The sequence below is a fragment of the Winogradskyella sp. 266wxhm genome, from assembly GCF_058964685.1.
Genome location: NZ_CM179559.1, coordinates 3,385,179 through 3,410,202, shown reverse-complemented (window position 1 = coordinate 3,410,202; position 25,024 = coordinate 3,385,179). Strand labels below are relative to the sequence as shown.

21 protein-coding genes are annotated in these 25,024 nt (G+C 33.1%); 6 read left to right on the top strand and 15 right to left on the bottom strand.

What is annotated here, in order from left to right; all coding sequences use genetic code 11:
* Positions 1-11 precede the first annotated feature (11 nt).
* Positions 12-1,610 (bottom strand): malate synthase A, encoded by a 1,599-nt coding sequence (aceB, locus tag AC2H4K_RS15370; protein ID WP_281139652.1) that lies wholly within the window; start codon positions 1,608-1,610, stop codon positions 12-14.
* Between the two features lie 119 nt (positions 1,611-1,729).
* Here aceB and AC2H4K_RS15365 point away from each other — a divergent pair, with 119 nt between their 5' ends.
* Positions 1,730-3,208, top strand: coding sequence for a helix-turn-helix domain-containing protein (locus tag AC2H4K_RS15365; RefSeq protein ID WP_281139653.1), 1,479 nt, complete (start codon positions 1,730-1,732; stop codon positions 3,206-3,208).
* Between the two features lie 2 nt (positions 3,209-3,210).
* On the opposite strand, the gene AC2H4K_RS15360 is transcribed toward AC2H4K_RS15365, so the two are convergent.
* The 12 genes from AC2H4K_RS15360 to AC2H4K_RS15305 all read right to left on the bottom strand — a co-directional run bounded on the left by AC2H4K_RS15360 (position 3,211) and on the right by AC2H4K_RS15305 (position 17,442).
* The gene (locus AC2H4K_RS15360) at positions 3,211-3,864 is read right to left on the bottom strand and encodes an HAD family hydrolase (RefSeq protein WP_281139654.1); all 654 of its coding nucleotides are present in this window, start codon (positions 3,862-3,864) and stop codon (positions 3,211-3,213) included.
* Between the two features lie 102 nt (positions 3,865-3,966).
* Entirely contained in the window at positions 3,967-5,874 is a 1,908-nt protein-coding gene (gene acs / locus AC2H4K_RS15355) for an acetate--CoA ligase (RefSeq protein WP_281139655.1), read from the bottom strand.
* A gap of 37 nt (positions 5,875-5,911) precedes the next feature.
* On the bottom strand, positions 5,912-7,804 hold the full coding sequence (locus AC2H4K_RS15350) for an acetate--CoA ligase (protein ID WP_281139656.1): 1,893 nt from the start codon (positions 7,802-7,804) through the stop codon (positions 5,912-5,914).
* Positions 7,805-7,806: 2 nt separating this feature from the next.
* Positions 7,807-8,025: a hypothetical protein gene (locus AC2H4K_RS15345; RefSeq protein WP_281139657.1), complete on the bottom strand. Its 219-nt coding sequence runs from the start codon at positions 8,023-8,025 to the stop codon at positions 7,807-7,809.
* A 73-nt stretch (positions 8,026-8,098) separates the two neighbouring features.
* On the bottom strand, positions 8,099-8,464 hold the full coding sequence (locus AC2H4K_RS15340; RefSeq protein WP_281139658.1) for a response regulator transcription factor: 366 nt from the start codon (positions 8,462-8,464) through the stop codon (positions 8,099-8,101).
* A 17-nt stretch (positions 8,465-8,481) separates the two neighbouring features.
* Complete coding sequence (locus tag AC2H4K_RS15335) at positions 8,482-11,169, bottom strand: sensor histidine kinase (protein WP_281139659.1); 2,688 nt, start codon at positions 11,167-11,169, stop codon at positions 8,482-8,484.
* A gap of 290 nt (positions 11,170-11,459) precedes the next feature.
* On the bottom strand, positions 11,460-13,226 hold the full coding sequence (locus AC2H4K_RS15330) for a sodium:solute symporter family protein (protein WP_281139660.1): 1,767 nt from the start codon (positions 13,224-13,226) through the stop codon (positions 11,460-11,462).
* Between the two features lie 30 nt (positions 13,227-13,256).
* Positions 13,257-13,517 (bottom strand): DUF4212 domain-containing protein, encoded by a 261-nt coding sequence (locus AC2H4K_RS15325; RefSeq protein WP_281139661.1) that lies wholly within the window; start codon positions 13,515-13,517, stop codon positions 13,257-13,259.
* Positions 13,518-13,564: 47 nt separating this feature from the next.
* The gene (locus AC2H4K_RS15320; protein ID WP_281139662.1) at positions 13,565-14,788 is read right to left on the bottom strand and encodes a hypothetical protein; all 1,224 of its coding nucleotides are present in this window, start codon (positions 14,786-14,788) and stop codon (positions 13,565-13,567) included.
* A 110-nt stretch (positions 14,789-14,898) separates the two neighbouring features.
* Complete coding sequence (locus AC2H4K_RS15315; RefSeq protein WP_281139663.1) at positions 14,899-15,318, bottom strand: IS1/IS1595 family N-terminal zinc-binding domain-containing protein; 420 nt, start codon at positions 15,316-15,318, stop codon at positions 14,899-14,901.
* Positions 15,319-15,515: 197 nt separating this feature from the next.
* Positions 15,516-15,878, bottom strand: a complete 363-nt coding sequence (locus AC2H4K_RS15310) for a DUF779 domain-containing protein (protein ID WP_281139664.1) — start codon at positions 15,876-15,878, stop codon at positions 15,516-15,518.
* A 67-nt stretch (positions 15,879-15,945) separates the two neighbouring features.
* Positions 15,946-17,442 carry an aldehyde dehydrogenase family protein gene (locus AC2H4K_RS15305; RefSeq protein ID WP_281139665.1) on the bottom strand — a complete coding sequence of 499 codons (1,497 nt, stop codon included), beginning with the start codon at positions 17,440-17,442 and terminating at the stop codon, positions 15,946-15,948.
* 183 nt (positions 17,443-17,625) lie between these two features.
* On the opposite strand from AC2H4K_RS15305, the gene AC2H4K_RS15300 reads away from it, so the two are divergent.
* The gene (locus tag AC2H4K_RS15300) at positions 17,626-18,546 is read left to right on the top strand and encodes an AraC family transcriptional regulator (RefSeq protein WP_493742580.1); all 921 of its coding nucleotides are present in this window, start codon (positions 17,626-17,628) and stop codon (positions 18,544-18,546) included.
* On the opposite strand, the gene AC2H4K_RS15295 is transcribed toward AC2H4K_RS15300, so the two are convergent.
* The gene (locus AC2H4K_RS15295; RefSeq protein ID WP_493742579.1) at positions 18,543-19,913 is read right to left on the bottom strand and encodes an alanine/glycine:cation symporter family protein; all 1,371 of its coding nucleotides are present in this window, start codon (positions 19,911-19,913) and stop codon (positions 18,543-18,545) included. The genes AC2H4K_RS15300 and AC2H4K_RS15295 overlap by 4 nt on opposite strands.
* A 149-nt stretch (positions 19,914-20,062) precedes the next feature.
* Here AC2H4K_RS15295 and AC2H4K_RS15290 point away from each other — a divergent pair, with 149 nt between their 5' ends.
* The 4 genes from AC2H4K_RS15290 (at position 20,063) to AC2H4K_RS15275 (ending at position 23,874) form a co-directional block, all read left to right on the top strand.
* Positions 20,063-21,262: a porin family protein gene (locus AC2H4K_RS15290; RefSeq protein ID WP_493742578.1), complete on the top strand. Its 1,200-nt coding sequence runs from the start codon at positions 20,063-20,065 to the stop codon at positions 21,260-21,262.
* A 144-nt stretch (positions 21,263-21,406) separates the two neighbouring features.
* The gene (locus AC2H4K_RS15285) at positions 21,407-22,087 is read left to right on the top strand and encodes a hypothetical protein (protein WP_493742577.1); all 681 of its coding nucleotides are present in this window, start codon (positions 21,407-21,409) and stop codon (positions 22,085-22,087) included.
* 187 nt (positions 22,088-22,274) lie between these two features.
* On the top strand, positions 22,275-23,372 hold the full coding sequence (locus AC2H4K_RS15280; RefSeq protein ID WP_493742576.1) for a heparan-alpha-glucosaminide N-acetyltransferase domain-containing protein: 1,098 nt from the start codon (positions 22,275-22,277) through the stop codon (positions 23,370-23,372).
* Positions 23,373-23,421: 49 nt separating this feature from the next.
* Entirely contained in the window at positions 23,422-23,874 is a 453-nt protein-coding gene (locus tag AC2H4K_RS15275) for a hypothetical protein (protein ID WP_281139670.1), read from the top strand.
* Positions 23,875-23,944: 70 nt separating this feature from the next.
* Here the strand turns inward: AC2H4K_RS15275 and AC2H4K_RS15270 are convergent, their stop codons facing one another.
* Positions 23,945-24,997 (bottom strand): hypothetical protein, encoded by a 1,053-nt coding sequence (locus tag AC2H4K_RS15270; RefSeq protein WP_281139671.1) that lies wholly within the window; start codon positions 24,995-24,997, stop codon positions 23,945-23,947.
* Positions 24,998-25,024 lie beyond the last annotated feature (27 nt).

The following is a 25,024-nucleotide window of genomic DNA, read 5'->3' as shown; positions in this document are numbered from 1 at the left end:
TGTTGTTTATATTATAGTTGTTTATATGCCGAAAGCGTTAAAAACTCTTCAAATTCGGTTTGTGCCACCAATCTTTTAAAGAGATTAATAGCATCACAAAATTTTGTATTTTTAATTTTTCCCTCACCTACTTCACGTATTATTTTTTCAACTTCATCATCGAAAAGATCATCAAATAAATTTCTATTAAAAACTCTACCATCTTCTAAATAAGCTTCATTTTTCAACCATTGCCACACTTGAGTTCTTGATATTTCTGCTGTAGCAGCATCTTCCATAAGATTGTAAAGTGCCACTGCACCATAACCTCTTAACCATGCCTCCATATAAAGAACACCAACATTAATATTTTTGCGTATGCCAGCTTCAGTTATTGTTCCTTGAGGCATCTCTACCAGATCTTCCTCTGTTATATTAATGTCTTCTCGTTTATTAAAAATCTGGTTTGGTGTTGGCATGTATTTATCAAACTCTAACATGGCCACTTCTACCAAAGCAGGATGCGCCACCCATGTACCATCATGTCCGTTTTTAGCCTCTCTTTCTTTATCTACTCTTACTTTTTCTAAAGCAGCTTTGTTAGCTTTAGGGTTATTTTTGATTGGAATCTGTGCTGCCATACCTCCCATGGCATGAATACCGCGTTTATGACAACGTTGAATAACCAAATTAGAATATGCAGCCATAAATGGTGTTGTCATGGTTACCTGATCTCGGTTTGGCACTACAAATCCATCGTGATTTCTGAACTTTTTAATATATGAGAATATATAATCCCAACGTCCACAGTTTAATCCAACAATATGTTCTTTAAGTTCATAGATAAATTCATCGAGTTGAAAACTTGCTGTAATCGTTTCAATAAGTAAGGTCGCTTTGAAAGTTCCGTTTGGAATTTCTAGATAACCTTGTGCAAATTCAAAAACCTCGTTCCACCATCTAGCCTCTAGATAATGCTCTAATTTTGGCAAATAAAAATATGGTGCAGAACCTCTATCCATTAATGTTTTACTATTATGAAACACATATAATCCAAAATCAAATAAACTTCCTGAAACCTCTTCCCCATCAATCAGCAAATGACTTTCGTTAAGATGCAAACCTCTAGGTCTCACCAAAAGCACAGCTGTTTCATCATTTAATTTATAATGCTTTCCTCTAGCTTCGTCTATCAATTCAATGGTTTTATTATTGGCATCTATAAGGTTTTGTTGTCCTTCAAGATTGTTTGCCCAAGATGGTGCATTACTATCTTCAAAGTCTGCCATAAAAGTTTTTGCACCAGAATTAAGTGCGTTAATCACCATTTTACGATCTACAGGACCAGTAATTTCTACTCTGCGATCCAAAAGATCTTCTGGTATTGGTGCTGCTGTCCAATCAGATTCTCTAATAGATTTTGTTTCAACCGGAAATGAAGGAAAGGCGCCTTTATCAAAAATTTCTTGCTGTTTTTCTCTACGTTCTAATAAGGCCAAACGTTTAGAATTAAATTTTTGGTGCAAAGCTGAAAGGAACTCCAAAGCTTCTTCGGTTAACAATTGTGGGTAAACGTTTTTCACTTGTGGTGAAAATGTAATGTTCTGCTGAGTGGTTACTGAAATTTCCATACTGTTATTTTTTGATGAAACAATGTTACAACCAATTTTTTAAAAAAACAAGCGAACGTTCGCTAAAAATTATTTTTCGCTTTTTAAATAAGTTCGCAATTAGTGTTATATTTGTATTTATGGAACAAGATTATATCAAGTTAATTTTCGGATTAAAACTGAAGCAAATCCGCACAGATAAAGAGTTGTCGTTATTTGGACTTTCAAAATTATCAGGACTTTCTAAGTCGTATTTAAATGAAATAGAGAAGGGAAAAAAATATCCTAAACCAGATAAAATAGCATTACTTTCTAAACATCTTGAAGTGCCTTATGACGAATTAGTATCGTTAAAACTAGATAAAAACCTTGCTCCTATTGGTGAAATTCTACAATCCAAAATCTTAAAAGAGATTCCTTTAGAGCTATTTGGCATTCAGGAAAGCACTATGATAGACATTATTTCAAATGCGCCTACAAAGGTTACTGCTTTTATAAGTACCATAATAGAAATTGCTAAAAACTACAATTTCAGTAAGGAGAGTTTTTATTTAGCCTCTGTGAGATCTTTTCAAGAAGCCAACAATAATTACATTGACACTATGGAAGAAGCGGTTTTGGCATTTGCCAAAACCTACCAAGTTGACTTAACCCAACCTTTAAAATCTAAAGAGCTTGAAGATATTTTAGTTGAAGAGTACAGTTATAAAATCAACAATACAGAATTAGCTTCGCACACAGAATTAGATAATCTACGTTCTGTTTTTATTCCAAAATCAAAAACGCTTTTACTAGCCAAACATATTGACGATGCGCAACGCACATTTATATATGCTAAAGAAATTGCCTATAATTATTTAAAGATAAGCGAACGACTTTACACTTTTTCTTGGATTAAGTTTGAAAATTTCGATCAGGTTTTAAATAATTTTTATGCCTCTTATTTTGCAGGAGCATTGATAATACCTAGAACAAGATTAGTTGACGACCTAAAGCTTTTATTTTCAAAAAAGTCTTTTAAAGCAAAAGATTTTGAGCGTATTATAAAAAACTACAACGCTTCTCCAGAGTCTATTTACCAAAGACTAACCAATATTTTACCGAAAGATTTTAACTTAAAAAGTTTATTCTTTTTACGTTTTTCTCATCAGAAGGGCACTAATGATTTTAAACTCAACAAAGAGTTACACTTATCAAAACAACAATCTCCTCATGCTAACGAAACAGACGAGCATTATTGTAGACGTTGGGTATCTATGAAAGTTTTGAAAAGCATAAGTGCTTCAAATAAAGACCATGAATTTGATATTCAAATATCTAACTATCCAAATGAAGAAAAAACCTATTTGGTAATGTCTTCAGCAACTACAGATCCGTTTGTTGCCAATCGTTATAGAAGTGTTAGTATTGGTATTCAAATCAACAATCAGTTCAAAAGGAAAGTTTCTTTTGCCGAGAGCAAATCCATACCAAAAGCTGAAGTCGGTGTAACTTGCGAACGCTGCGTTATTAAAAATTGTGATGTTCGTCAGGCTGAACCAAACGTTATCACTTCAAAATTAATGGATGAAAAAATTGCTAATGTTGTTGACCAATTACAGGAGAAGTATAGTCAATAAAACTAAATAGCATCAACTATATTAGCATAACTAATTTCCTTAAAACTTGAAATTACCTTATCCGCTAAATGATAATCCTGATGTTTTGAGTGAGGACTTTTAAAAGCCACACAATAAATACCTGCTGCTTTTGCTGCTTTAATACCATTGGTAGAATCCTCAATCACCATACATTCAGACTTATCAAAACCTGTGGATGCAGCAGCTTTTAAAAATATTTCAGGATGCGGTTTTGATTTTTCCAAATCAGCTCCACTAAATTTCGCACTGAAATATTGATTTAAATCAAATCTTTCAAAAATCTGATTAATTCCTGTCATTGATGCCGAAGAAGCCAAAACCAAATTAACTCCATTAGCATGATAGTCTTTAATTCTCTCTAAAACACCATCTATAAGCTCCAAACCATCATTCTCAAAATAGTCCTTATAATTTTTACGTTTTAAAGCTACTAAATCTTCAGGCGTTTGACTTAAACCAAATCGATCCACCAATCGTTTGCAAATATTAATCGTAGATTGTCCGGTAAAAGACGAATACAGATCTTCATCTACCTCAATGTTAACATCTTTAAACATTTGATGATAGGCTTTTCGATGCAATGGCTCAGTATCTACAATAACACCATCCATATCGAATAAAACAGCTTTAAGCATAGGAATTTTAATTTGAGGCGAAGATAAAAGGAATAAAATAAAAAGCACCAAAACATAAAATGCTTTGGCGCTTTTTTTACAAACAGTTGAGTTAATTAAACTCTACAAAGCGTTGTCCATTATTTCCTGAACAACTTCTGGATTCAACAATGTACTTGTATCACCAAGATTGCTAGTATCTTTACTTGCAATTTTTCTTAAAATACGACGCATAATTTTTCCACTTCGTGTTTTTGGCAATCCATTGGTAAACTGAATTTTATCCAACTTAGCAATAGGCCCAATTTGCTCAGTAATCAATTGATTGATTTCTTTACGTAAGTTATCATGGTTACGACTTTCACCTGTTTCTTTTAAAGTCACATATCCATATAATGCATTTCCTTTGATATCATGTGGGAAACCTACAATTGCAGATTCTGCTACTGCTGGATGCTCGTTTATAGCATCTTCAATTGGTGCAGTACCTAAGTTATGTCCTGAAACGATAATAACATCATCCACACGACCTGTAATACGATAATACCCTACTTCATCTCTTAATGCTCCATCACCTGTGAAGTATTTATTATCATACGCTGAGAAATAGGTGTCTTTATAACGTTGATGGTTGCCCCAAATGGTACGCGCCATACTAGGCCAAGGAAATTTTATACACAAACGACCATCAACTTGGTTTCCTTTTATTTCTTGTCCATGCTCATCCATTAATGCTGGTTGAATTCCGATAAATGGTAAGGTCGCATACGTTGGTTTTGTTGGTGTAGCAAAAGCAATTGGCGTAATCATAATACCTCCTGTTTCAGTTTGCCACCAAGTATCTACAATTGGTGCTTTTTTCTTTCCTACGTTATCATCATACCAGTGCCAAGCCTCCTCATTAATTGGCTCACCAACAGTTCCCAATACTTTTAATGATGATAAATCATGTTTATCTAAATAATCTACACCTTCTTTAGCTAAGGCACGAATAGCTGTTGGCGCCGTGTAAAATTGATTGACTTTATGTTTTTCTACAATTTCCCAAAAACGCCCAAAATCTGGATAACTAGGCACACCTTCAAACATTATGGTTGTTGCACCATTACATAACGGTCCGTAAACTATATAGCTATGTCCTGTAATCCAGCCTATATCTGCCGTACACCAATACACATCTTTTTCTCTATACTGAAACACATTTTTAAATGTATAGGCTGTATATACCATATAACCAGCAGTAGTATGCACCATTCCTTTTGGTTTTCCTGTAGAGCCTGATGTATATAAAATAAATAATGGATCTTCAGCATTCATTATTTCTGGTTCACATTCATGATGTGCTTCATCTAGCAAGGGCTGCAACCAATGATCGCGACCATCTTTCATGCTGATTTCTGAATTGATGCGCTTAGCGACTAAAACACTGTCTATAGACTCACACTCTTCCAAAGCTTCATCTACAATACCCTTTAAATCTATTGTTTTAGATCCACGATATGACCCATCACTAGTGATGACCATTTTACATTCAGAATCGTTTATACGTGTCGCTAATGCAGTAGATGAAAATCCTGCAAAAACCACAGAATGTATAGCACCAATACGAGCACAGGCCAAGACTGAAACCGCTAATTCTGGTATCATAGGTAAATAAATACAAACTCTATCCCCTTTTCCTATACCTTGTGCTTTTAGAACATTAGCAAATTTACAAACGCGTTCATGTAATTCTCTATACGTGATGTGTTCTGCTTTTTCACTCGGATCATTAGGTTCAAAAATGATAGCCGTTTTATCTCCACGTGTGTACAAATGTCTGTCGATACAGTTTTCAGTGATATTAAGTTGCGCACCTTCAAACCATTTTACCTCAGGTTTAGTAAAGTCCCAACTAAGAACATTATCCCATTTTTTACGCCACATAAAGTGCTCTTCTGCTATTTCCTCCCAAAACACCTCAGGATTTCTGACTGACTTACGGTAGACTTGATAATATTCTTCTAAGTGTTTAATATGATAATTACTCATGATTTAGATATGTTTATTTTAGTTATTTAAGATTTTGTTAATGAATTCCAACATGATTTTTGGCATAAACATTTTTTATTTCGTCTATAATTGCCACATCATCTATTGTTGAAGGAATGTTATATTGTTGTTCATCCGCAATATTTCGTAGTAATTTACGAAGAATTTTCCCACTTCTTGTTTTTGGTAATCGATTGACAACGTAAACATCTTTAAATGAAGCTACAGCACCAATTTCTTTTCTTACTTCTTTAATTATTTCTGTTTGAACGTTAGCCTCATCATCATTTAATCCCGATTTCAAAACAACAAGACCTAAAGGTTTTTGCCCTTTTAAATCACAGTGGACACCAAATACCGCACATTCCGCAACAGACTTATGAGAAGCAACAATTTCTTCCATTTCAGCAGTAGATAAACGGTGACCAGCAACATTAATAATATCGTCTACACGACCTGTGATAAACACGTAGCCATCTTCATCTTTATAACCTCCATCACCAGAAAAATAATAACCTGGAAATCTATCTAAATATCCTGATTTGAAACGCTCTGGATTACCCCACAAATTCATTAATGTTCCTGGTGGTAATGGTAATTTAGCAGCAACGTAACCTTCTACTCCTGCTTCTAATTCGTGCCCTTCTTCATTTAAAATTTGAATATCATAACCACTTACAGGGAAACTTGCTGAACCAGGCCTTACTTCCTGTAATTGTACACCAACCATATTAGCTAACATAGGCCAACCACTTTCGGTTTGCCACCAGTGATCAATTACAGGAACGTTTAATTTTTCGTGAGTCCACGTTAGTGTTGCTACATCACAACGTTCACCAGCTAAGAACTGATATTTTAAACATGACAAATCAAAACGCTTTATCATGTGTCCGTTAGGATCTTCTTTTTTAATTGCTCTAATTGCTGTAGGAGCTGTAAACATCACTTTTACATTATGTTCTGAAATCACTCTCCAAAATGTTGAGGCATCTGGTGTTTTTATAGGTTTACCTTCAAATAAAATAGTTGTATTTCTATTCAGTAATGGAGCATAAACAATATAGCTATGTCCTACTACCCACCCCACATCACTAGCTGCCCAATAAGTATCACCTTCATCTACTCCGTACACGTATTTCATAGAGAATTTTAACGCCGTAGCATAACCACCGGTATCTCTAATAATACCTTTTGGTTTTCCTGTTGTTCCTGAAGTATATAAAATATAAGAAGGGTGTGTTGCTGGTAAAGACACCGCTTCTGCTGAAGAGGATTTCTCTACCAATGTCTTATAATCCACATCATAATTTTGCTTTGGAATTTCAACGTTTTGTTCTCTATCAAACACAATAACATGTTCAGGCTTACTTTCAGCTTGTTTTATAGCCTCATCAACAAAAGGTTTATACGGAATAACACGTTGAATTTCGATACCATTTGATGCGGTAATTACTGCTTTAGGCTTACAATCGTCTATACGAATAGCTAATTCATGCGGTGCAAAACCACCAAAAACAACTGAGTGTATTACACCTATTCTTACACAAGCCAACATTGCATATAATGCCTGCGGAATCATAGGCATATAAATAATACAGGTATCACCTTTCTTCAGGCCTAAACTCTGTAATCCACCAGCTAGTTTAGAAACCTCTTCATGCAACTGATTAAAAGTAATATGTTGCTTAGTGTGTGTTACTGGAGAGTCATAAATAACAGCATCTTGATCACCAAAACCATCTTTAATATGTTTGTCTATACACAGATAACTTAAGTTAAGTTCTCCATCTTCAAACCATTGAAAATAGTCATGTGAATCTTTAGATAAAATAGTTTTTGGTTGCTTAAACCACTCTAATTGATCGGCTTGTTCTTTCCAGAATTGCTCTGGCTGATCTATACTTTTTCTGTAGAAATCTTGATATGGCATAGCTACGATTTTTTGGAATTAAACAAACCGAACCAATTAGGATTAAGTACTTTCAATTTAATCAACGCCCAAATGATTACCACAAAACAAATACCCATAACGATGGATAAGATTGGGCTAATTGGAGTTTGATTTTCGAACTTAAACCTAAGGTATAGCGTAGCTACAACATAGATACTAATTATAATATCTGATGCTAAAGGGTTGATACGAAACTTCATTGTCTTTTCATTTTAATTAAATACTGTTTGTTTGCACACAAAACCAATATTTAATAACCTAAAAGACTGAATTCTAATCTACAAGTTCCAATATTTCTGAAACTATTTTTTTTACTGAAAAAGGTTTAGTTAAATACTTATCGGCTCCTAAATTTAAACCCTTTTCTATGTCTGAAGCCTTATTTTTTGCAGTTAAAAATACAACTTTAGTATCCTTAAGACTGTCATTATTTTTTATTTGTGTTAAGGTTTGGTAACCATCTACATTTGGCATCATGATATCTAACAATACCACATTTGGTATTTCATGCTTTAATATCTCTAGTGCTTCACTACCATCCCTTGCAATATACACTTCAAAATCTTGTTTTTTGAAAGTATATTCTAACGACATCACTATATTAGGTTCGTCATCAACAATTAAAATTTTCTTCTTCATATAAACGTGGGGACAATTTACTTAAAAGGTAACGTAAAAACAAGCATTGCACCTTTTTTTAACCCTTTTTTAGCCCATATTTTTCCGTGATGTTTTTCTACTATTTGTTTGGTAATTGCCAAGCCCAATCCACTCCCTTGAGGCTTTATTGTATTTTGATGTTGCGATTGGTAAAATTTATCAAATATATAATCGTGATCCTCTTTCGGAATCCCTTTACCATTGTCGCTTACTGAGATTTCTACAAATTCGTTAGCTAACTTGTAATCTACTATAATTTTTCCCTTTTTAGCTTCTGTAAATTTAATTGCATTAGACAAAAGATTTGTAAGAACTTGCAAGATTCTGTCCTCATCATAATCAAGTTTAAAACTGTGTGGATTCTTATTTATGATTTCAACTTCCTTTTTAGCTGCTATATGTTTTAAGCTTGATATTGCCTTTGCTATTGTTTTTGAAATATCTTGACGAGACAAATCTAAATTCAGACGTCCTGTTTCAAGCTTTTCAAAATCTAAGATATTATTGATTAATCTCCCCAAACGGTCAGAATCCTGAAGAATATTTTTCAAAAACTGATTTTTGATATCCTTAGGCATTTCCTCATCATCCATAAGTAATTCCGTAGCTGCTCTAATTCCTGTTATTGGTGTTTTTAGCTCATGAGCCACGGTATCTAAAAACTCATCCTTTTGCCTATCCTTAGTAATCAGTTCTTGGTTAGCAGTTTTTAATTTTGAAGATAACTGCGACAGTTCTTCTGATTTTTCTAAAAGAGCTTTATTACTCACTATATTCTCTTTAGACTCCTCGAGTATTTTTAACACTTCAACAAGACTTATTTGCTCTTCTTTCACAACACTCGCTATCAGTATTTTAGCAGAAGCCGAACCTATACTTCCTGTCAATAGTTTTTCTGAAAAATTAATCAATCTAGCATCTGCTAACTGGGTATCTTGAGGTAAATCGTATTTGGTAAAAAATATTTTTAGCGCTCGATTAGCTCTGTTTTCACCCAAAAATCTCACTAAAACATTTTTAATATCAGCGACGTAAGCCTCACCTTTCCAAACCAAGGCACTATCTTGTAATGTTGTGAAATTTCTACTATCCACAAACATTTCAGCATAATTTCTTTCCCTATAATTCCCCTTAGAAGTCAACGAAAATGTTAAATAGCACAGCGTATTAATTGTAATACTCCAGAAAAACGCATGCATAGGTGGACTTAAAAAATCAATTCCAAATAAGGCATGAGGTTTTAATAGTGAAATTCCCATCAACCCATTTTGAACAAAATCATCAGTACCCGTATATGCTTCAAGAGTAAAAGGAAGCACCAAAGTATAAATGGTTACACACAAACCCACTATCATCCCAATAATCGTAGCTTTAGAAGAGCCTCGATTCCAATACAATCCAATGAAAAACGAAGGAGCTAACTGAGCAATAATAACAAAAGAGATAAGACCTATAGAATAAAGCGACAGTTCTTTGGAAAACGATATATAAAAAAAGTAAGCAAATATAATTATTGTGAAAATTGATATTCTACGAATGGTTTTTATGTATTTTGAATTTCTTTCAGGTTGATTTCTAATGAATTTATCCAAGAAACCATAAGGAATCACCAAGTTATTACTCACCATAGTCGAAAGTGCTAAAGTAGAAACTATAACCATTGATATCACAGCTGAAAAGCCGCCCAAAAACACAAGAGTTGCTAAAAAAGAATTGTCATGCTGAAGCGGCAGTAATAAAGTATAGTATTCAGCATTTGCCGAGTCCCCAAAGGTTAACTTTCCTGCCCAAGCAATAAATATTACAAAAAGATTAAACAGTAGTAAATACAATGGAAACAACCATATGGCTTTCTTTAAATGTTTTTCTCTATTATTTTCTAATACAGCAACTTGAAATTGTCTTGGCAATAGAAAAACCGCTATAAAAGATAATCCTAAAGTAAAAAACCAATTAAATCCTCCCTTAAGTCCATCAATATTCGTTAAGGCTTTAAAATTATCGGTTTTAGAAATTTGATCATAAATATCCGTTGTACCATCAAACAAATAAAAGGTTATATATACACCTATTGCAATGAAAAAGACCAACTTTAATATCGACTCAAAAGCCACTGATGCAATAATACCTTTATGTTTTTCAGAAGCATCTGTTTTTTGAGTTCCAAAAAATGTAGCAAATACAGCAAGAAGTAAAGCCACATAAAACGTAGAATCGTCTATAGCCGAAGTTGAAACATAACTGGTTTCATCAGACATTATTTCAAAAGTTTCAGATACCGCTTTTAACTGTAACGAGATATAAGGAAGTGTTCCTAAAAGACATGTAAAAGTAACCAAAGCACCGAGAAAACGATTGTTACCATAGCGTAATGAAATAAAATCCGCAATAGAGGAAATCTTGTGTTGCTTTGATATTCTTATGATTTTTCGAAGTACTACAATCCACAGAGGAGCTGCAATTACAGGCCCTAGATAAATCGGTAAAAAATTAACACCAGAATTTGCTGCTATACCTACACTTCCATAATACGTCCAAGCGGAACAATAAACCGCCAAGGACAAGGTGTATACATAAGGATTATTAACCCACTTGCTCTGTTTCTTTCTTTCAGCAAGAAAGGCAATGTAGAACAACACTGCCAAATACACTACAATTATGACTACCAATGCATAATTACTCATAGTGACGTTTTAAAACAATGTAAGAAATAATCAATGATATTAACCACACTAAAAAAATAAATAAGTAAAATACAGGTACACCAAGAAACTGGCCATCAATACTGAAAATCAATACAAAAGGCACATTAAAAATTAAAAACAAAGCTATAGAGAGAACTATCAGCTTTTGTTCATGGCGTTTTTTCATAAGTATATTCTTGATACTAATATAAGGAAAATCAGCACTACAAAGTAATGCTGATTATACCTTCTGAATAAAACTTTATTCAGTACTAATTAAAAACTAAATATTAATGTGCTGATGCTTCTCCTGCACCAGAAGGAATCCTAATATTTTCAACCATTTCCTGAACATCTTGAGGAGGTGCTGCTGTTAATCTCGATACAACTACAGAGATAACAATATTCACACACATAGCAATGGTACCAAAACCTTCAGGAGATGTTCCAAACCACCAATCTTCACTAGTTCCTCCACCAAACATATTCAATTTGAATTTCATCATGTAAAACAACATCAATACAATTCCGACAACCATACCAGATATAGCACCTTGGCTATTCATACGCTTATCAAAAATACCCAAAATAATCGCTGGGAAGAATGATGCTGCCGCTAATCCGAAGGCCAGCGCAACCACTGCCGCCACAAAACCTGGTGGATTAATTCCAAAATAACCAGCAATTAAGATTGCTATAAAAATTGAAATACGAGCCCACATTAATTCACCTTTATCAGAAATGTCTGGTTTTAATTGCTTTTTAATTAAATCGTGAGAAATAGATGTTGAGATCACAAGTAATAAACCTGCTGCGGTGGATAGAGCTGCAGCCAACCCACCAGCTGCAACTAATGCAATAACCCAATTTGGTAATTTAGCAATTTCAGGATTTGCTAATACCATAATATCTCTATCCACATAAAGTTCGTTTGCAGAAGTGTTAGCGTTAGAGATCATACGCTGACCATACTCCCCTCTTGCATCAGTGTAAACTGGCTTTTTACCATCTATAGAGCTTCCATTAACGTATTGTATTTTTCCATCTCCATTTTTATCTGCCCAAGCAATAAGACCTGTATTTTCCCAGTTTTTGAACCACTCAGGGATTTCAGTATATTCAGTATTACTTACTGTTTCAATTAAATTTGTTCTAGAAAAAACTGAAATAGCTGGAGCTGTTGTATAAAGTATAGCTATAAACAATAATGCTAATCCTGCCGATTTACGTGCATCTTTTACCTTAGGAACTGTAAAGAAGCGTACAATTACGTGTGGAAGACCAGCAGTACCAGTCATTAAAGCTAGTGTAATAGCAAATACATCCCAAGTTGACTTTGTCCCACTCGTATATTCGTTAAAACCTAGTTGGGTGTGAAGTTTATCTAATTTATCCAACAAGAATTCACCACCTTCTACTGTTCCTCCCATACCTATTTGAGGAATTATATTTCCTGTCATTTGCATAGAAATAAAGAAAGCCGGCACCATAAACGCAAATATTAAAACACAGTATTGAGCTACTTGTGTATAGGTAATCCCTTTCATACCTCCTAACAATGCAAAAGTCAATACTACTGCCATACCAATGATAACACCAAGGTTAATATCTACTTGTAAGAACTGAGAAAATACAATTCCCACACCTCTCATTTGACCAGCAACGTAGGTAAATGACACAATTAAAGCACAAATTACCGCAACTGTTCTTGCAGTGTTAGAATAATATCTGTCACCTATAAAATCTGGCACTGTGAATTTACCGAACTTCCTTAAATAAGGTGCTAAAAGTAAAGCTAGAAGCACATATCCACCAGTCCATCCCATCAGATAAACCGAACCGTCATAACCTGCAAAAGAAATTATACCAGCCATACTAATAAAAGAGGCGGCACTCATCCAATCTGCAGCAGTTGCCATACCGTTTGCTAAAGGAGAAACTCCACCACCAGCAACGTAAAATTCTTTTGTTGAGCCTGCTCTAGCCCAAATTGCTATTCCAAAATATAGAGCGAAAGTAAGCCCTACTAATATCCATGTCCAAGTTTGTACACTCATAATCTTTTTTGATTTTTTTTTAGTTAAGGGTTACTCGTCGAAACCGTATTTTTTATCTAATTTGTTCATTAATCTTACGTAAACGAAAATAAGAACCACGAATACATAAATTGAACCTTGCTGTGCAAACCAGAAGCCTAGTTTGAAACCACCAAGTTTAAATTCGTTTAAGGCATCTTTAAACAAAATACCACATCCATAAGACACCACGAACCATATTGTTAACAATACAATTAAGTATCTGAGGTTTTCTCGCCAGTACGCTGTTGCGTGTTGTTGTTTTTCACTCATAATTAATATTTAGTTAGTTATTATTAAATAAATTCTTGAGCCCGATTTTACAAGAAAATCATAGCTTGCACTGTAAATATTCCTGTTGCATCTGCATCACCAACTTTACTGTTAGCATATTCAAAACTCAATTTTGAATGATGACCTGTGAAGTATACATTTGCTCCAAGTTTAAATTCATTAGCATTGTCATCGATAACATCTATTGCTCTTGTAGAGTAAGCCAAATAAGGTTGGAATCTTGTTTTTGTTTTATCACCAGGCAGTACATAACCAACGTGACTATAAATCATATTACCAGTTGTATAAGGTCCTAAAATGAAATCTTCACCATAATCATTATTTTGATAAGTAGCGTAGGCTGTAATTGCCGATCCATTCTCTCCAATTGGTGCATCATAGAAAACATCAGCTGCAAACAAAAGGACATCATCACCTTCTCCATTAGGAAGCACTACACCGTTAGGATGACTGAAGAAACCAGCACCCACATTCAACACTTTTTTAGCCCCCAAGTATGTTCCTACTTTGTATGGTAAAGCGTTAGATTCTTGGTCCAATAAATTAACATCTACATAACCCTGAATAACTTTTCCAGCCTCATCAGCTCCAAGCACCTCTCTTCCTCTATAAACTGTAGCCGTACCAACATCTCTTGAAGAAGCATCATTATCTAAAGTATTTGTGTTTGCTTCGTTCAATGCAAAACGATACTGAACTTTTCCTAGTTTACCTTTAATATAAACACCTATGTGGCGTGCAAACTGATCTGACAGACCTATAGTAGACCATGAAGATCTATTATTATCCAAGGTCAACATATTTAATGTACTCTGATTATTTAAACGAGAAATACCGTTCCAATAGTGAAGACCTGCACCTACATAAAAATCTTTAGCGACCTTATATTCACCCCAAAAATCATGGAAGAATAGTTGAGCGCTAGCATCTTTACCAACCGGACCAGTATTATTACCATTTAAACTATTAAGTCCAAAATGAGTAACTAGAGAAAATCTATCACTGAATTTTATCCAGCTTAGAATTCTAGCTCTTCTTACACTAAGTGATAATTGTTCGGTACCATCTGGAGCATCACCATTATATTGTGCCCAAAATTGTCCCCAAGAAATAAATCTCATGTACTTAGTACCGTCGTCGTTAAAATTAATTCTGTAACCTTTCCCATAACCTGTTTCAGGTTCTGATTGGGAAAACCCAGAAAAGAAGCATAGTGCAAATAACACTATAAAACAATTAAGTCTTTTCATAAAGCTTAGAAATTAGTTAGTTATTAAATATTAGTTTTGTGTGCACCACTAATCTCTAAAAAACAAATGCTTAACAAAAAGTTAATATACTTAATTGTTAAAATACTATACTAATCCTTGAATCTCTCCCATTTTATAAGCATAAATTTATCTCCTAACTCAGTTACAACAACTCCTGCTCCTTTTATATTTTCAGGTTGCTGAAAGAATTTACCGAGCTCATGAGCATTTAGTATTTTATAAGTAGGGTGATAATTAGAATTATAAGGACGTTTGATATTATATTTTTTCACCCAATTCATCACACTAACATGAGAGACACCCAAAATACGCTCAATCTCTCTATAGGTTAAACCCTCTAAATAAAGCTGCAATGATTTGTTTACATAATAGTCGTCAACTTTCTTTCCCATCTTATTTACGGTAAAAAAATAACCACACTTTTTACATTTATAGCGTTGTCTTTCTTTTACAACACCACTCTTAATGTATTGGTCAGAACCACAATTTGGACACAGATCAATTATCATATATATTATTTTAGCATAAATATACTATTTTAGCAACAAACAAAGTAAAATAATCTTAATTAATTAAAAATACCGTAAATACTCGTGTTTAAAATTGAAAGATTACAATATTTAAGCATGTAAATTTATTAAAATGATAAAACCTCTAAAATCATAAATTTTAGAGGTTTCCATTGTAAGAAAATATTTATGTGTTCTTAAGTTAACTTAGGATTAAAATATTCGTCTTCTTCTTCAGTTAATATTCTTGAATGAATAATAAACCTTAGACCTAACGGAATCTCTAAAGAAAAACTTGCCCCTCTTCCTTTAGTAATATCGATTGTTAAGTGTGTATGCTTCCAATATTCAAACTGATCTTGGTTCATATAAAAAGGAATTCCTTCAACCTCACCAAGAAAAATATCACTCTCATCTAAATACATATCATCCTTTTCAAAAATCATAGGTGCGGATCCGTCACAACAACCTCCACTTTGATGAAAAATCAAATCTCCGTGTTTAGATTTTAATTGCTTTACAATTTCAACTGCCTTATCTGTAATTTCTACTCTTTTCATATTATAATGTAATAAAAAAGGCCGAACTATAATATATAATCCAGCCTTTAAAGCTACTAATCAACCATTAAAAGAAGCCTAATTTATTCTTATCGTAAGAGATAAGCATGTTCTTTGTTTGTCTGTAATGACTCATCATCATTTGGTGATTTTCTCTACCGAATCCAGATTTTTTGTAGCCACCAAATGGTGCGTGTGCAGGATAAGCGTGATAACAATTTACCCAAACACGACCTGCTTTAATAGCTCGTGGTATTTGATATAATTGGTGCGCATCGCGTGTCCAAACGCCAGCTCCTAGACCATAAAGTGTATCGTTTGCTATTTCTAAAGCTTCAGCTTCATCCTTAAATTTTGTCACACAAACTACAGGTCCAAAAATTTCTTCTTGGAAAACTCTCATTTTATTATGACCTTCCAGAATTGTTGGTTTTATGTAGTAACCATTTGCCAAATCACCTTCTGTATTCGCTTCACCTCCACATAAAACTTTAGCACCTTCATCTTTTCCTATTTTAATATAGGATTGAATTTTTTCGTACTGATCGTTTGAAGCCTGAGCACCAACCATACAGTCTGTACTATATGGGCTTGTTTGCACTATTGCTTCAGTTCTAGCAATAACACGCTCCATGAATTTATCGTAGATATCTTCTTGAACCAAAATACGAGAAGGACATGTACAAACCTCACCTTGGTTAAACGCAAACAATACAGCACCTTCTATAGCTTTGTCTAAATACTCATCATCTGCATCCATAACCGAGTTAAAGAAAATGTTTGGAGATTTCCCGCCCAATTCCATTGTTACAGGATTTAGGTTTTTAGAGGCATATTGCATTATTAATTGCCCTGTTGTAGTTTCACCTGTAAAGGCTACTTTATCAATCTTTGAACTTGAGGCTAACGGCTTACCAGCTTCTGGCCCAAAACCATGAATTATGTTTATGACACCAGGAGGAAAAACATCTGCAATCTTCTCCATTAATAAAGTTGCTGAAGACGGTGTTTGCTCTGCTGGTTTTAACACTACACAGTTACCTGTTGCTAAAGCAGGAGGCAACTTCCACGATAACATTAATAATGGAAAGTTCCATGGGATAATTTGACCAACCACACCCAGTGGCTCTTTAATATTCATGGAAAGTGTATTAGCATCCAACTCTGTCGCACTACCCTCTTCTGCTCTAATACAAGCCGCAAAATAGCGCCAATGATCTACACATAAAGGAATATCTGCATTTAAAGTTTCTCTAATTGGCTTACCATTGTCACAAGTTTCAACCAAAGCAAACTCTTCTAAATTTTCTTCTATAATATCTGCTACTTTATTTAAAAGTGCTGCACGCTCAGTTACCGAAGTATTTCCCCAAGCTTCTTTTGCCGCATTAGCAGCCGCAACTGCATTTTCTACATCTTCCTTTTGAGAACGAGGATATTTTGCAATTAAACTCCCATCAATAGGAGACGTGTTTTCAAAATAATCTCCACCTACAGGTGGTACAAATTTTCCGTCTATAAAATTGGAATATTTGTCTTTAAATTGTGGTTTAGAATAACTCATACCTTTAAATTGTTTGTTTATTAATTTATTATTATTTAGTTGAAAAAATTAACTATTACTTAGTTTTGATAAAGTTATTTTATCAAATTCTAAAAAAATTGAACATAATTATTATATTTTTGAACATATCTATTATTAACGATAATTAAGACTTTTTAGAAATTAAATTTCGTATTATTGAATATGGCAACATTACTAAGTCATCACAGAAACAACCGAAAACTCACTACATTAGTAGAAAATAGAACTACTTACAATGCAGAATATGCCGAGTTGAATATCTACGAAACTCACGCTTATGCTGAAAAAGTGTCTTTAACTTTCGATTTTCCTATTATAGCAAGTATGCTTACAGGAAAGAAAATTATGCATATTGACGGTTTTGAAGCTTTTGATTTTTTCCCAGGAGAATCGGTAGTAATGCCAACTAATAAAGAAATGGTTATTGACTTTCCTTTAGCGACTGAAGACAAACCTACACAGTGTTTGGCATTAGGAATTGATGCCAACAAAATTGAAGAAGTCGTAGAAAAGTTCAATCATAATGTTGCAATAGAAAATGAAAACAATAATTGGGATATTGATGATTCCGCTTCGCACCTTATTAATAATGTAGATGTCAATCATCTTATTGAACGATTGACTTATACCTTTACTAACAATAATAAATCTAAAGATGTATTATTAGATTTAATGATTCAGGAACTCATCGTAAGGTTACTTCAAACCAAAGCAAAATCCTTAATCATTAATGACTCTAATAATATTTTTAATGACACCAGAATTGGAACGGTCATTAAGTTTATAAAAGACAATCTTACCAATAAAGATATTTCTGTCGATTTATTGGCTGAAAAGGCTCATATGAGTACCTCTCATTTTCACAAGCAATTTAAAAACACACTAGGTATTTCGCCAATAGATTATATTAATTCCGAAAAGATTAAGTTTTCCAAAAAACTGATAAAAGAGGCTAAAGATTTAAGAATGTCTGAAGTCGCATTTAAATCTGGATTTAACAACACCAGTTACTTTAACAGACAATTCAAAAAAATGGAATTGATGACTCCTGCTCAGTTTAAGTCTTCGATTAGTAAGCCTTAATTTTTAATACTTTTAAAATACCTTTTAGCTTCAACTATAACCTTTGGCGCCAAAATAATAGTAGCCAACATTGTTGGTACTGCCATAAGCGCAAATACACCATCAATAAGATTAATCATCATACTTAAACTTGTGATTGCTCCGAGGATAATGCTTAGAATATAAAAATAATTATAGTAATGTTTGTTTTTTGCTCCAAATAGAAAAGACATGCATTTTGAACCATAATAAGAATAAGAGAATAAAGAGCTCATACTAAAAACAGCTATACAAACTAAAAGCAAATACTTGCCATAAACAGGCATAACATTTGCAAAAGCAGAAGCTGTAAGACTTACTCCATTATTATCTGTAGTTTGCCAAACTCCTGTTACCAGTATAGCTAATGCTGTTAATGTACAAACTACTAAAGTATCTATTGCAGGTCCTAGCATAGCAACCAAACCTTCTCTAACAGGCTCATCTGTTTTTGCAGCTCCATGTGCCATTGGCGCAGTACCAATACCAGCTTCATTAGAAAAAGCACCTCGCTTTATACCATGAAGAATCAAAGCGCCTAAAGCACCTCCTAGAAATGGTTCTCCTTTAAAATTATTCGCAGCAAAAGCATCTGTAAAAATTAAGATTAAATAATCAAGAAGCACGTCGCTATGCGAAATCAAAATAACAACCACCAAAACAAAATATAGTACTACCATACTCGGCACTAACTTAGACGCTACAGAACCTATTCGTTTTATACCACCAAGAATAACCAATGAAGTTATAAACACTAAAACCAAACCTATTCCTATATTGGTATACAGATTAACTTCAACACCATTTGGAACTAATAAAATATCGTTTATCGCCTGCTTTAATTGATTAACATTAAACACAGGAAGCGCACCAACCAATCCACAAACACTAAAAAACACAGCCAATGGCTTCCATGATTTACCTAAGCCTTCGGTGATAAAATACATTGGTCCACCTTGCACCTCACCTGCACTATCTTTTCCGCGATATAAAATAGCTAAAGTTGATGTAAAAAACTTAGTACTCATACCAATAACCGCACTCACCCACATCCAAAATACTGCACCAGGACCACCAACAGAAATAGCCACAGCAACACCTGCTATATTCCCCATACCAACTGTAGCAGATAACGCCGTAGTTAACGCTTGAAAATGCGATATCTGACCAGGATCGTTAGGGTCGTCATACTTGCCTCTAAGTACATTAATCGCATGCCCTAAATACCGAAAGGGCAAAAAATGTGAACGCACAATTAAATAAAGTCCACCTCCAATCAGTAAAATAAGTAATGGTAAACCCCAGGCTAAGGATGAGAATTCTGCAAGTATATTTTCTAATGCTTTCATAAATTTTATATCTCAAAAATATTGTTGGTAATTTCTTACTTTATTAACTTGTAAATCTTTAGTTTTCATTCTTTAAAACCTATATTGCCAATATTTTTTATCAAAAACTAACCAAACACAATACAACAACAAAGTTACAGCTATTAGCCATGAAATACACCTTAACTTTCTTTCTTATCATTTTTATCAATCTATTTTCTTTTTCCCAAATCAAATTTGAAAAAGGTTACTTTATAACAAACTCGGATGAAAAGGTAGAGTGCCTCATAAGAAATGTAGATTTAAAATTTAATCCAGACGGGTTTACCTATAAATTAACAGAAACCTCTGAAAATAAAAAAGAAACAATTAATTCTGTAAAAGAGTTTGGTGTATATGATAGATTTAAATACAGCAGACATACCGTTGATATAGATTATTCTAGCTCTAGAAACGAAGATTTAAACAGAAATTACCTACCTGATTTTAAAGAAGAGACTCTGTTTTTACAAGTACTCATAGAAGGCAAAGCCAATTTATATTCTTATATCAATGCTGAAGTTAGTCGCTATTTTTTTAGTACCGAAGACAAAAATGTTGAGCAACTTGTTTACAAAGAATTTCTAAATGAATCTGATAAAATCACAGAAAACAACCAATACAAACAACAATTGATAAACAATCTTCAATGCTCATCAATTGGTATGGGCACTATTAAGAATTTACATTACAGAAAAAGCGATTTGGTTAAGTTTTTTGAGAAATACAATAAATGCAATAACGAAACATTTACAAACTTTGAAAATAAAGAGAAAAAAGATCTCTTTAATCTAAACGCCAGACTAGGTGTCAATCAAACATCTCTTTCAATCAACGGTTACTCAATCACATCGTATATTGATTTTGGTGAACAAACTACCTTTAGATTAGGTGTTGAAGCCGAAATGATAATGCCTTTCCACAAAAATAAATGGGCTATTATTATAGAACCGACTTATCATTACTTTAAAACAGACACAGATGTTACTGCTTATTTTGTAACACAAAAGGTAGAAGTAGATTATACTTCTATTGAGTTACCTATTGGTATAAGACATTACTTTTTCCTTAATAAGAACTCTAAGATATTTATAAATGCTTCTTTGGTTGTAGACTTATTTAGTGATGGTTCGGTTATTGAATATGAAAACAGGTCTAACTTAGATATTAAATCCTCTAGTAATCTTGGATTTGGCATAGGCTATAAATTGCTTGATAAATTTAGTATTGAGTGCAGATTACACACAAGAAGAAACGTGTTGACCTATTATAATGATTGGACTTCAGACTACAACTCTATGTCTTTAATTTTGGGGTATACGTTGTTTTAAAATATGACAGATATAGACAATACTATTTAAACTTTTGATTTTTATAATTAAAAAAAACAACTTCGGTTATCAATTGATATAGTCATTAAAACAAAACAATATCTTAAAGCTGACAATAATTAGGAACTAAAAACAAACTTATTTATGATTAAAAAAACAATACAAATTCTGATAATATTTATTTTTTCACAACAATTAATGGCTCAATATGGATGGACTGAAGCGGAAGTTTATTTAAAAAACGGTACTGTTTTAAAAGGAGAAGCAAACTTAACAATGATGAGTAAAACTGTTAATCTGAAGAAAGAAAAAGTAAAATTTAGAACAAGTAAAAAAGGAAAGAAATCAAAGTATACACCAGATAAAGTAGATTATATTATCTTCACGATAGAATATAAAGAGAAAGAAGGCAAAAAGAAAATTACTAAAACAAAAAAAGCTAAATACATCCCTGTATACCTTAATAAAAAACAGACTAAATTAGGTTTTGTTGAACTTATAGTTGATGGAAAATTGAGGTTAGTTGGAAGAACAGTTTTAGTTCAAAGTGGAGGAAATATGATGTTTCCAGCTCACCCTAGTGTTCCTAATAGTACAGCTTTATATTCACCTGTTTATTTTTTAGACCATAACGAGATAATGCTCTTAAAGGAAGGTGAAAAACCAGAAGTCTTTAACCAAGTAAGTCTTACAAAATCTTTTAAAAATAGAGCTGCTGACTACTTTAAAGATTGCCCTAGTTTACAAAATAAAATTAAAAATAAAGAGCTAAAAAAAGAAGATTTAGAAACTATTGTTAACTATTATAATTCTTCTTGTAACTGATTTTCAAGTGTAATAAATTAATTTAATAACTATTGAACTTTAATGAACTAGCTCATTAAAGTTCAATAGTACTCGCTTACAATTCCTTAATAAAATCATAGTTAAAACCGATAAGCTCAGAATCCAAAAACTTTCAACTTTTATATTTCCAAGTAAATAGTACATTTGTATACCAACTAACTATAACTTGAGTGCAAATCGTTTATATTTTATTGATGCTGTAAGAGCATTTGCCATCCTTATGATGCTACAAGGGCATTTTATAGATACGTTGATGGATGTTTCGTATAGAGACCCTAACGATATAGCTTACAGTACTTGGGAATATTTTAGAGGTATTACAGCTCCAACATTTTTTACTATTTCGGGTTTAATATTTTCCTATCTCTTAATAAAGGCTAAACATAAAGGCACAGAGAAAATTCGCATGCGTAAAGGCTTGTTACGCGGTCTTATGCTTATTGCTATAGGTTACTCACTTAGAATTCCATTGTTTGAATGGCTTATTGGAAAATTTCACACCTATTTTTTAGTAGTTGATGTATTACAATGCATTGGTTTATCTCTAATCATGGTCGTATTAGTTTATAAAGCTACTTTTAAAAAGACACTAATTTTTTCTATATTAATGTTGCTCTTTGGAGTTACTATTTTTATTACAGAACCCTTATATCGGTTTTTAGAATTGCCTAATGTACCTCTGGTATTTTCCAACTATTTATCTAAAGCCAATGGTTCTATTTTTAATATTATTCCTTGGTTTGGTTATGTAGCTTTTGGTGCGTTTATAGCCACTCTATTTTACAGATATTTAGAGCGTCCAAAATTTAAGCTCGCTATTGTTTCAGGTTTTTTTGTTGTTGGTATTGTTCTTATAATGCTATCATCTGATATACTAACAAGCTTATCTTATATTACAGATTTTAAATTATTACTAGATGCCGCAAACTACAATTACCTCTTTACCAGACTTGGAAACGTTTTAGTCATATTTGCTATTTTCTATCTGTTCGAAAACTATATTAAGCAACCGGTTATTTTAAAGATTGGACAAAAAACCTTATCCATCTATGTCATTCATTTTATAATTATTTATGGAAGTTATACAGGTTTAGGACTCAATCGATTTATAGGAAGAACACTTGTACCATGGCAAGCGATAATTGGCGCAATTCTATTTTTATTAACAGTTTGTTTTATTGCCTTTTATTATGTGAAGACCAATGAATTTATCTATTCAAAAATTACAAAGTTGATTGATAAAGTAAAGCGTTATACTAATTAATTACTTCTAAAATTGTAGTTTTATAACTATAAATTAAATCACTTTCAGAATGAAATATTTTAGATTATTACTTACAATTACGTTAATACTCTTTTTATCCTGTGATAGAATTTCTAATAAAGCTAAAGAAGGCATAAATCGAGGTGGCGAAGTTGTCGGCGAATCTGCTACGGAATTTTTTGATGGAGTTTCTGATGGTGTAGACAAAACCTTAGATTGCGAAATTATTTTCTCTGAAGAACTATTAAACAAAGGCTTAAAGAAAGGTGTTTATGACATAGAAAGTCAACCTGTAGGTAATAACAACAAGCTTATATTATACATTATTTTTGAAAAGGATTTTAGCAAAGAACTTATAGCTAAGGCTTACAACAAAAAGAACCAAGAGATAGGAAGAACGAAAGTAATGGTTGAAGGTAAAGCTGGTGATGCTATTTATTTTGATTTCTTATTTGATAAACGCACCGATATAGGCTATAGAAATAAAATTGTTATAGAATAAAAAAGGCTTCCTAATTAAAGGAAGCCCTCTTCTTCATAGCAATTTAAATTTAAAAACTCAATCATTATTATTAATTGCTAGACAAGTACACCGACGAAGCCGATGCCAGCGCGCTATTAAAGCTTGGAGTTAAATTTCCTCCAGAGCCTATATCATTAAAGGCTAATATTCTTCCGCCTCCGTTACCAGCTTCAGCAATATATACTGTTTCTGTATCAGCATCATAAGCTACGTCTACTGGGTTACCTAACATTGTAGCGCTACCAGCAACTCTAATCTGGCTAGACATTGCTAATGTTGCACCATTAGCTGTAGAGTTAAGTTTGTTAGTAAAGTTTTCAATCACGTGAAAACCTCCATCATCTTGTCCGTTAGACGCTAAAGCAATATCAGTCATCACCAATACATCAGAACCAGCATCGTAAGTAATACCATGTGTTCTAACAATACCTTCTATAGCAATTCTTTTAGAAGCACTAAGTGTAGTTGTTGATGTATTAGATAGAAAATTGGTAAACACAGCTAACTCATTTGTTGCATCTACCACAGCATATAAATCATTACCGTTAAAGGTAATTCCCCAAAGTTTAAAATTTGTTGTAATAACGTTTCTTAAAGTAAAGTTTCCACCACTCATGTTGTAGATATACAACCTACCGTCAGGAGTATTAGTATCGCCATCTACATCTGCATTGTCTGCCACAACGAAAAGATTTCCATTTACAGCAACTTCTCTTGGACTCATCATATCACTTGTACCAGTGATACCTACACTAATTGAAGAACCATCTAAAATATCATCAATATTCATAAAACCTTCTAAATTGTTTCCAGATCTTGAGGCTTGAAAAACAGATTCAGAACTACTGTTATAATAAACACCATCAGCTGCAGTTGATGCAGTAAGCAAAGTTCTTGAGGAACCATTCATTCCAGAAGAAAAGTCATAAACAGTAATATTACCATTAGAATTATTTGAGGCAAAAAGTTCTACACTTGTATTATTCATACCACCATCATTACTATCGTCATCACTACAAGATGTTACAAATAATGATAATGCCATTACCATAGTTAAGGTTAAGTTCAGTTTTCGATTTCTCATTACATTTTGATTTTTCATGATTTTAAGTTTTTTGTTTGTACTTTA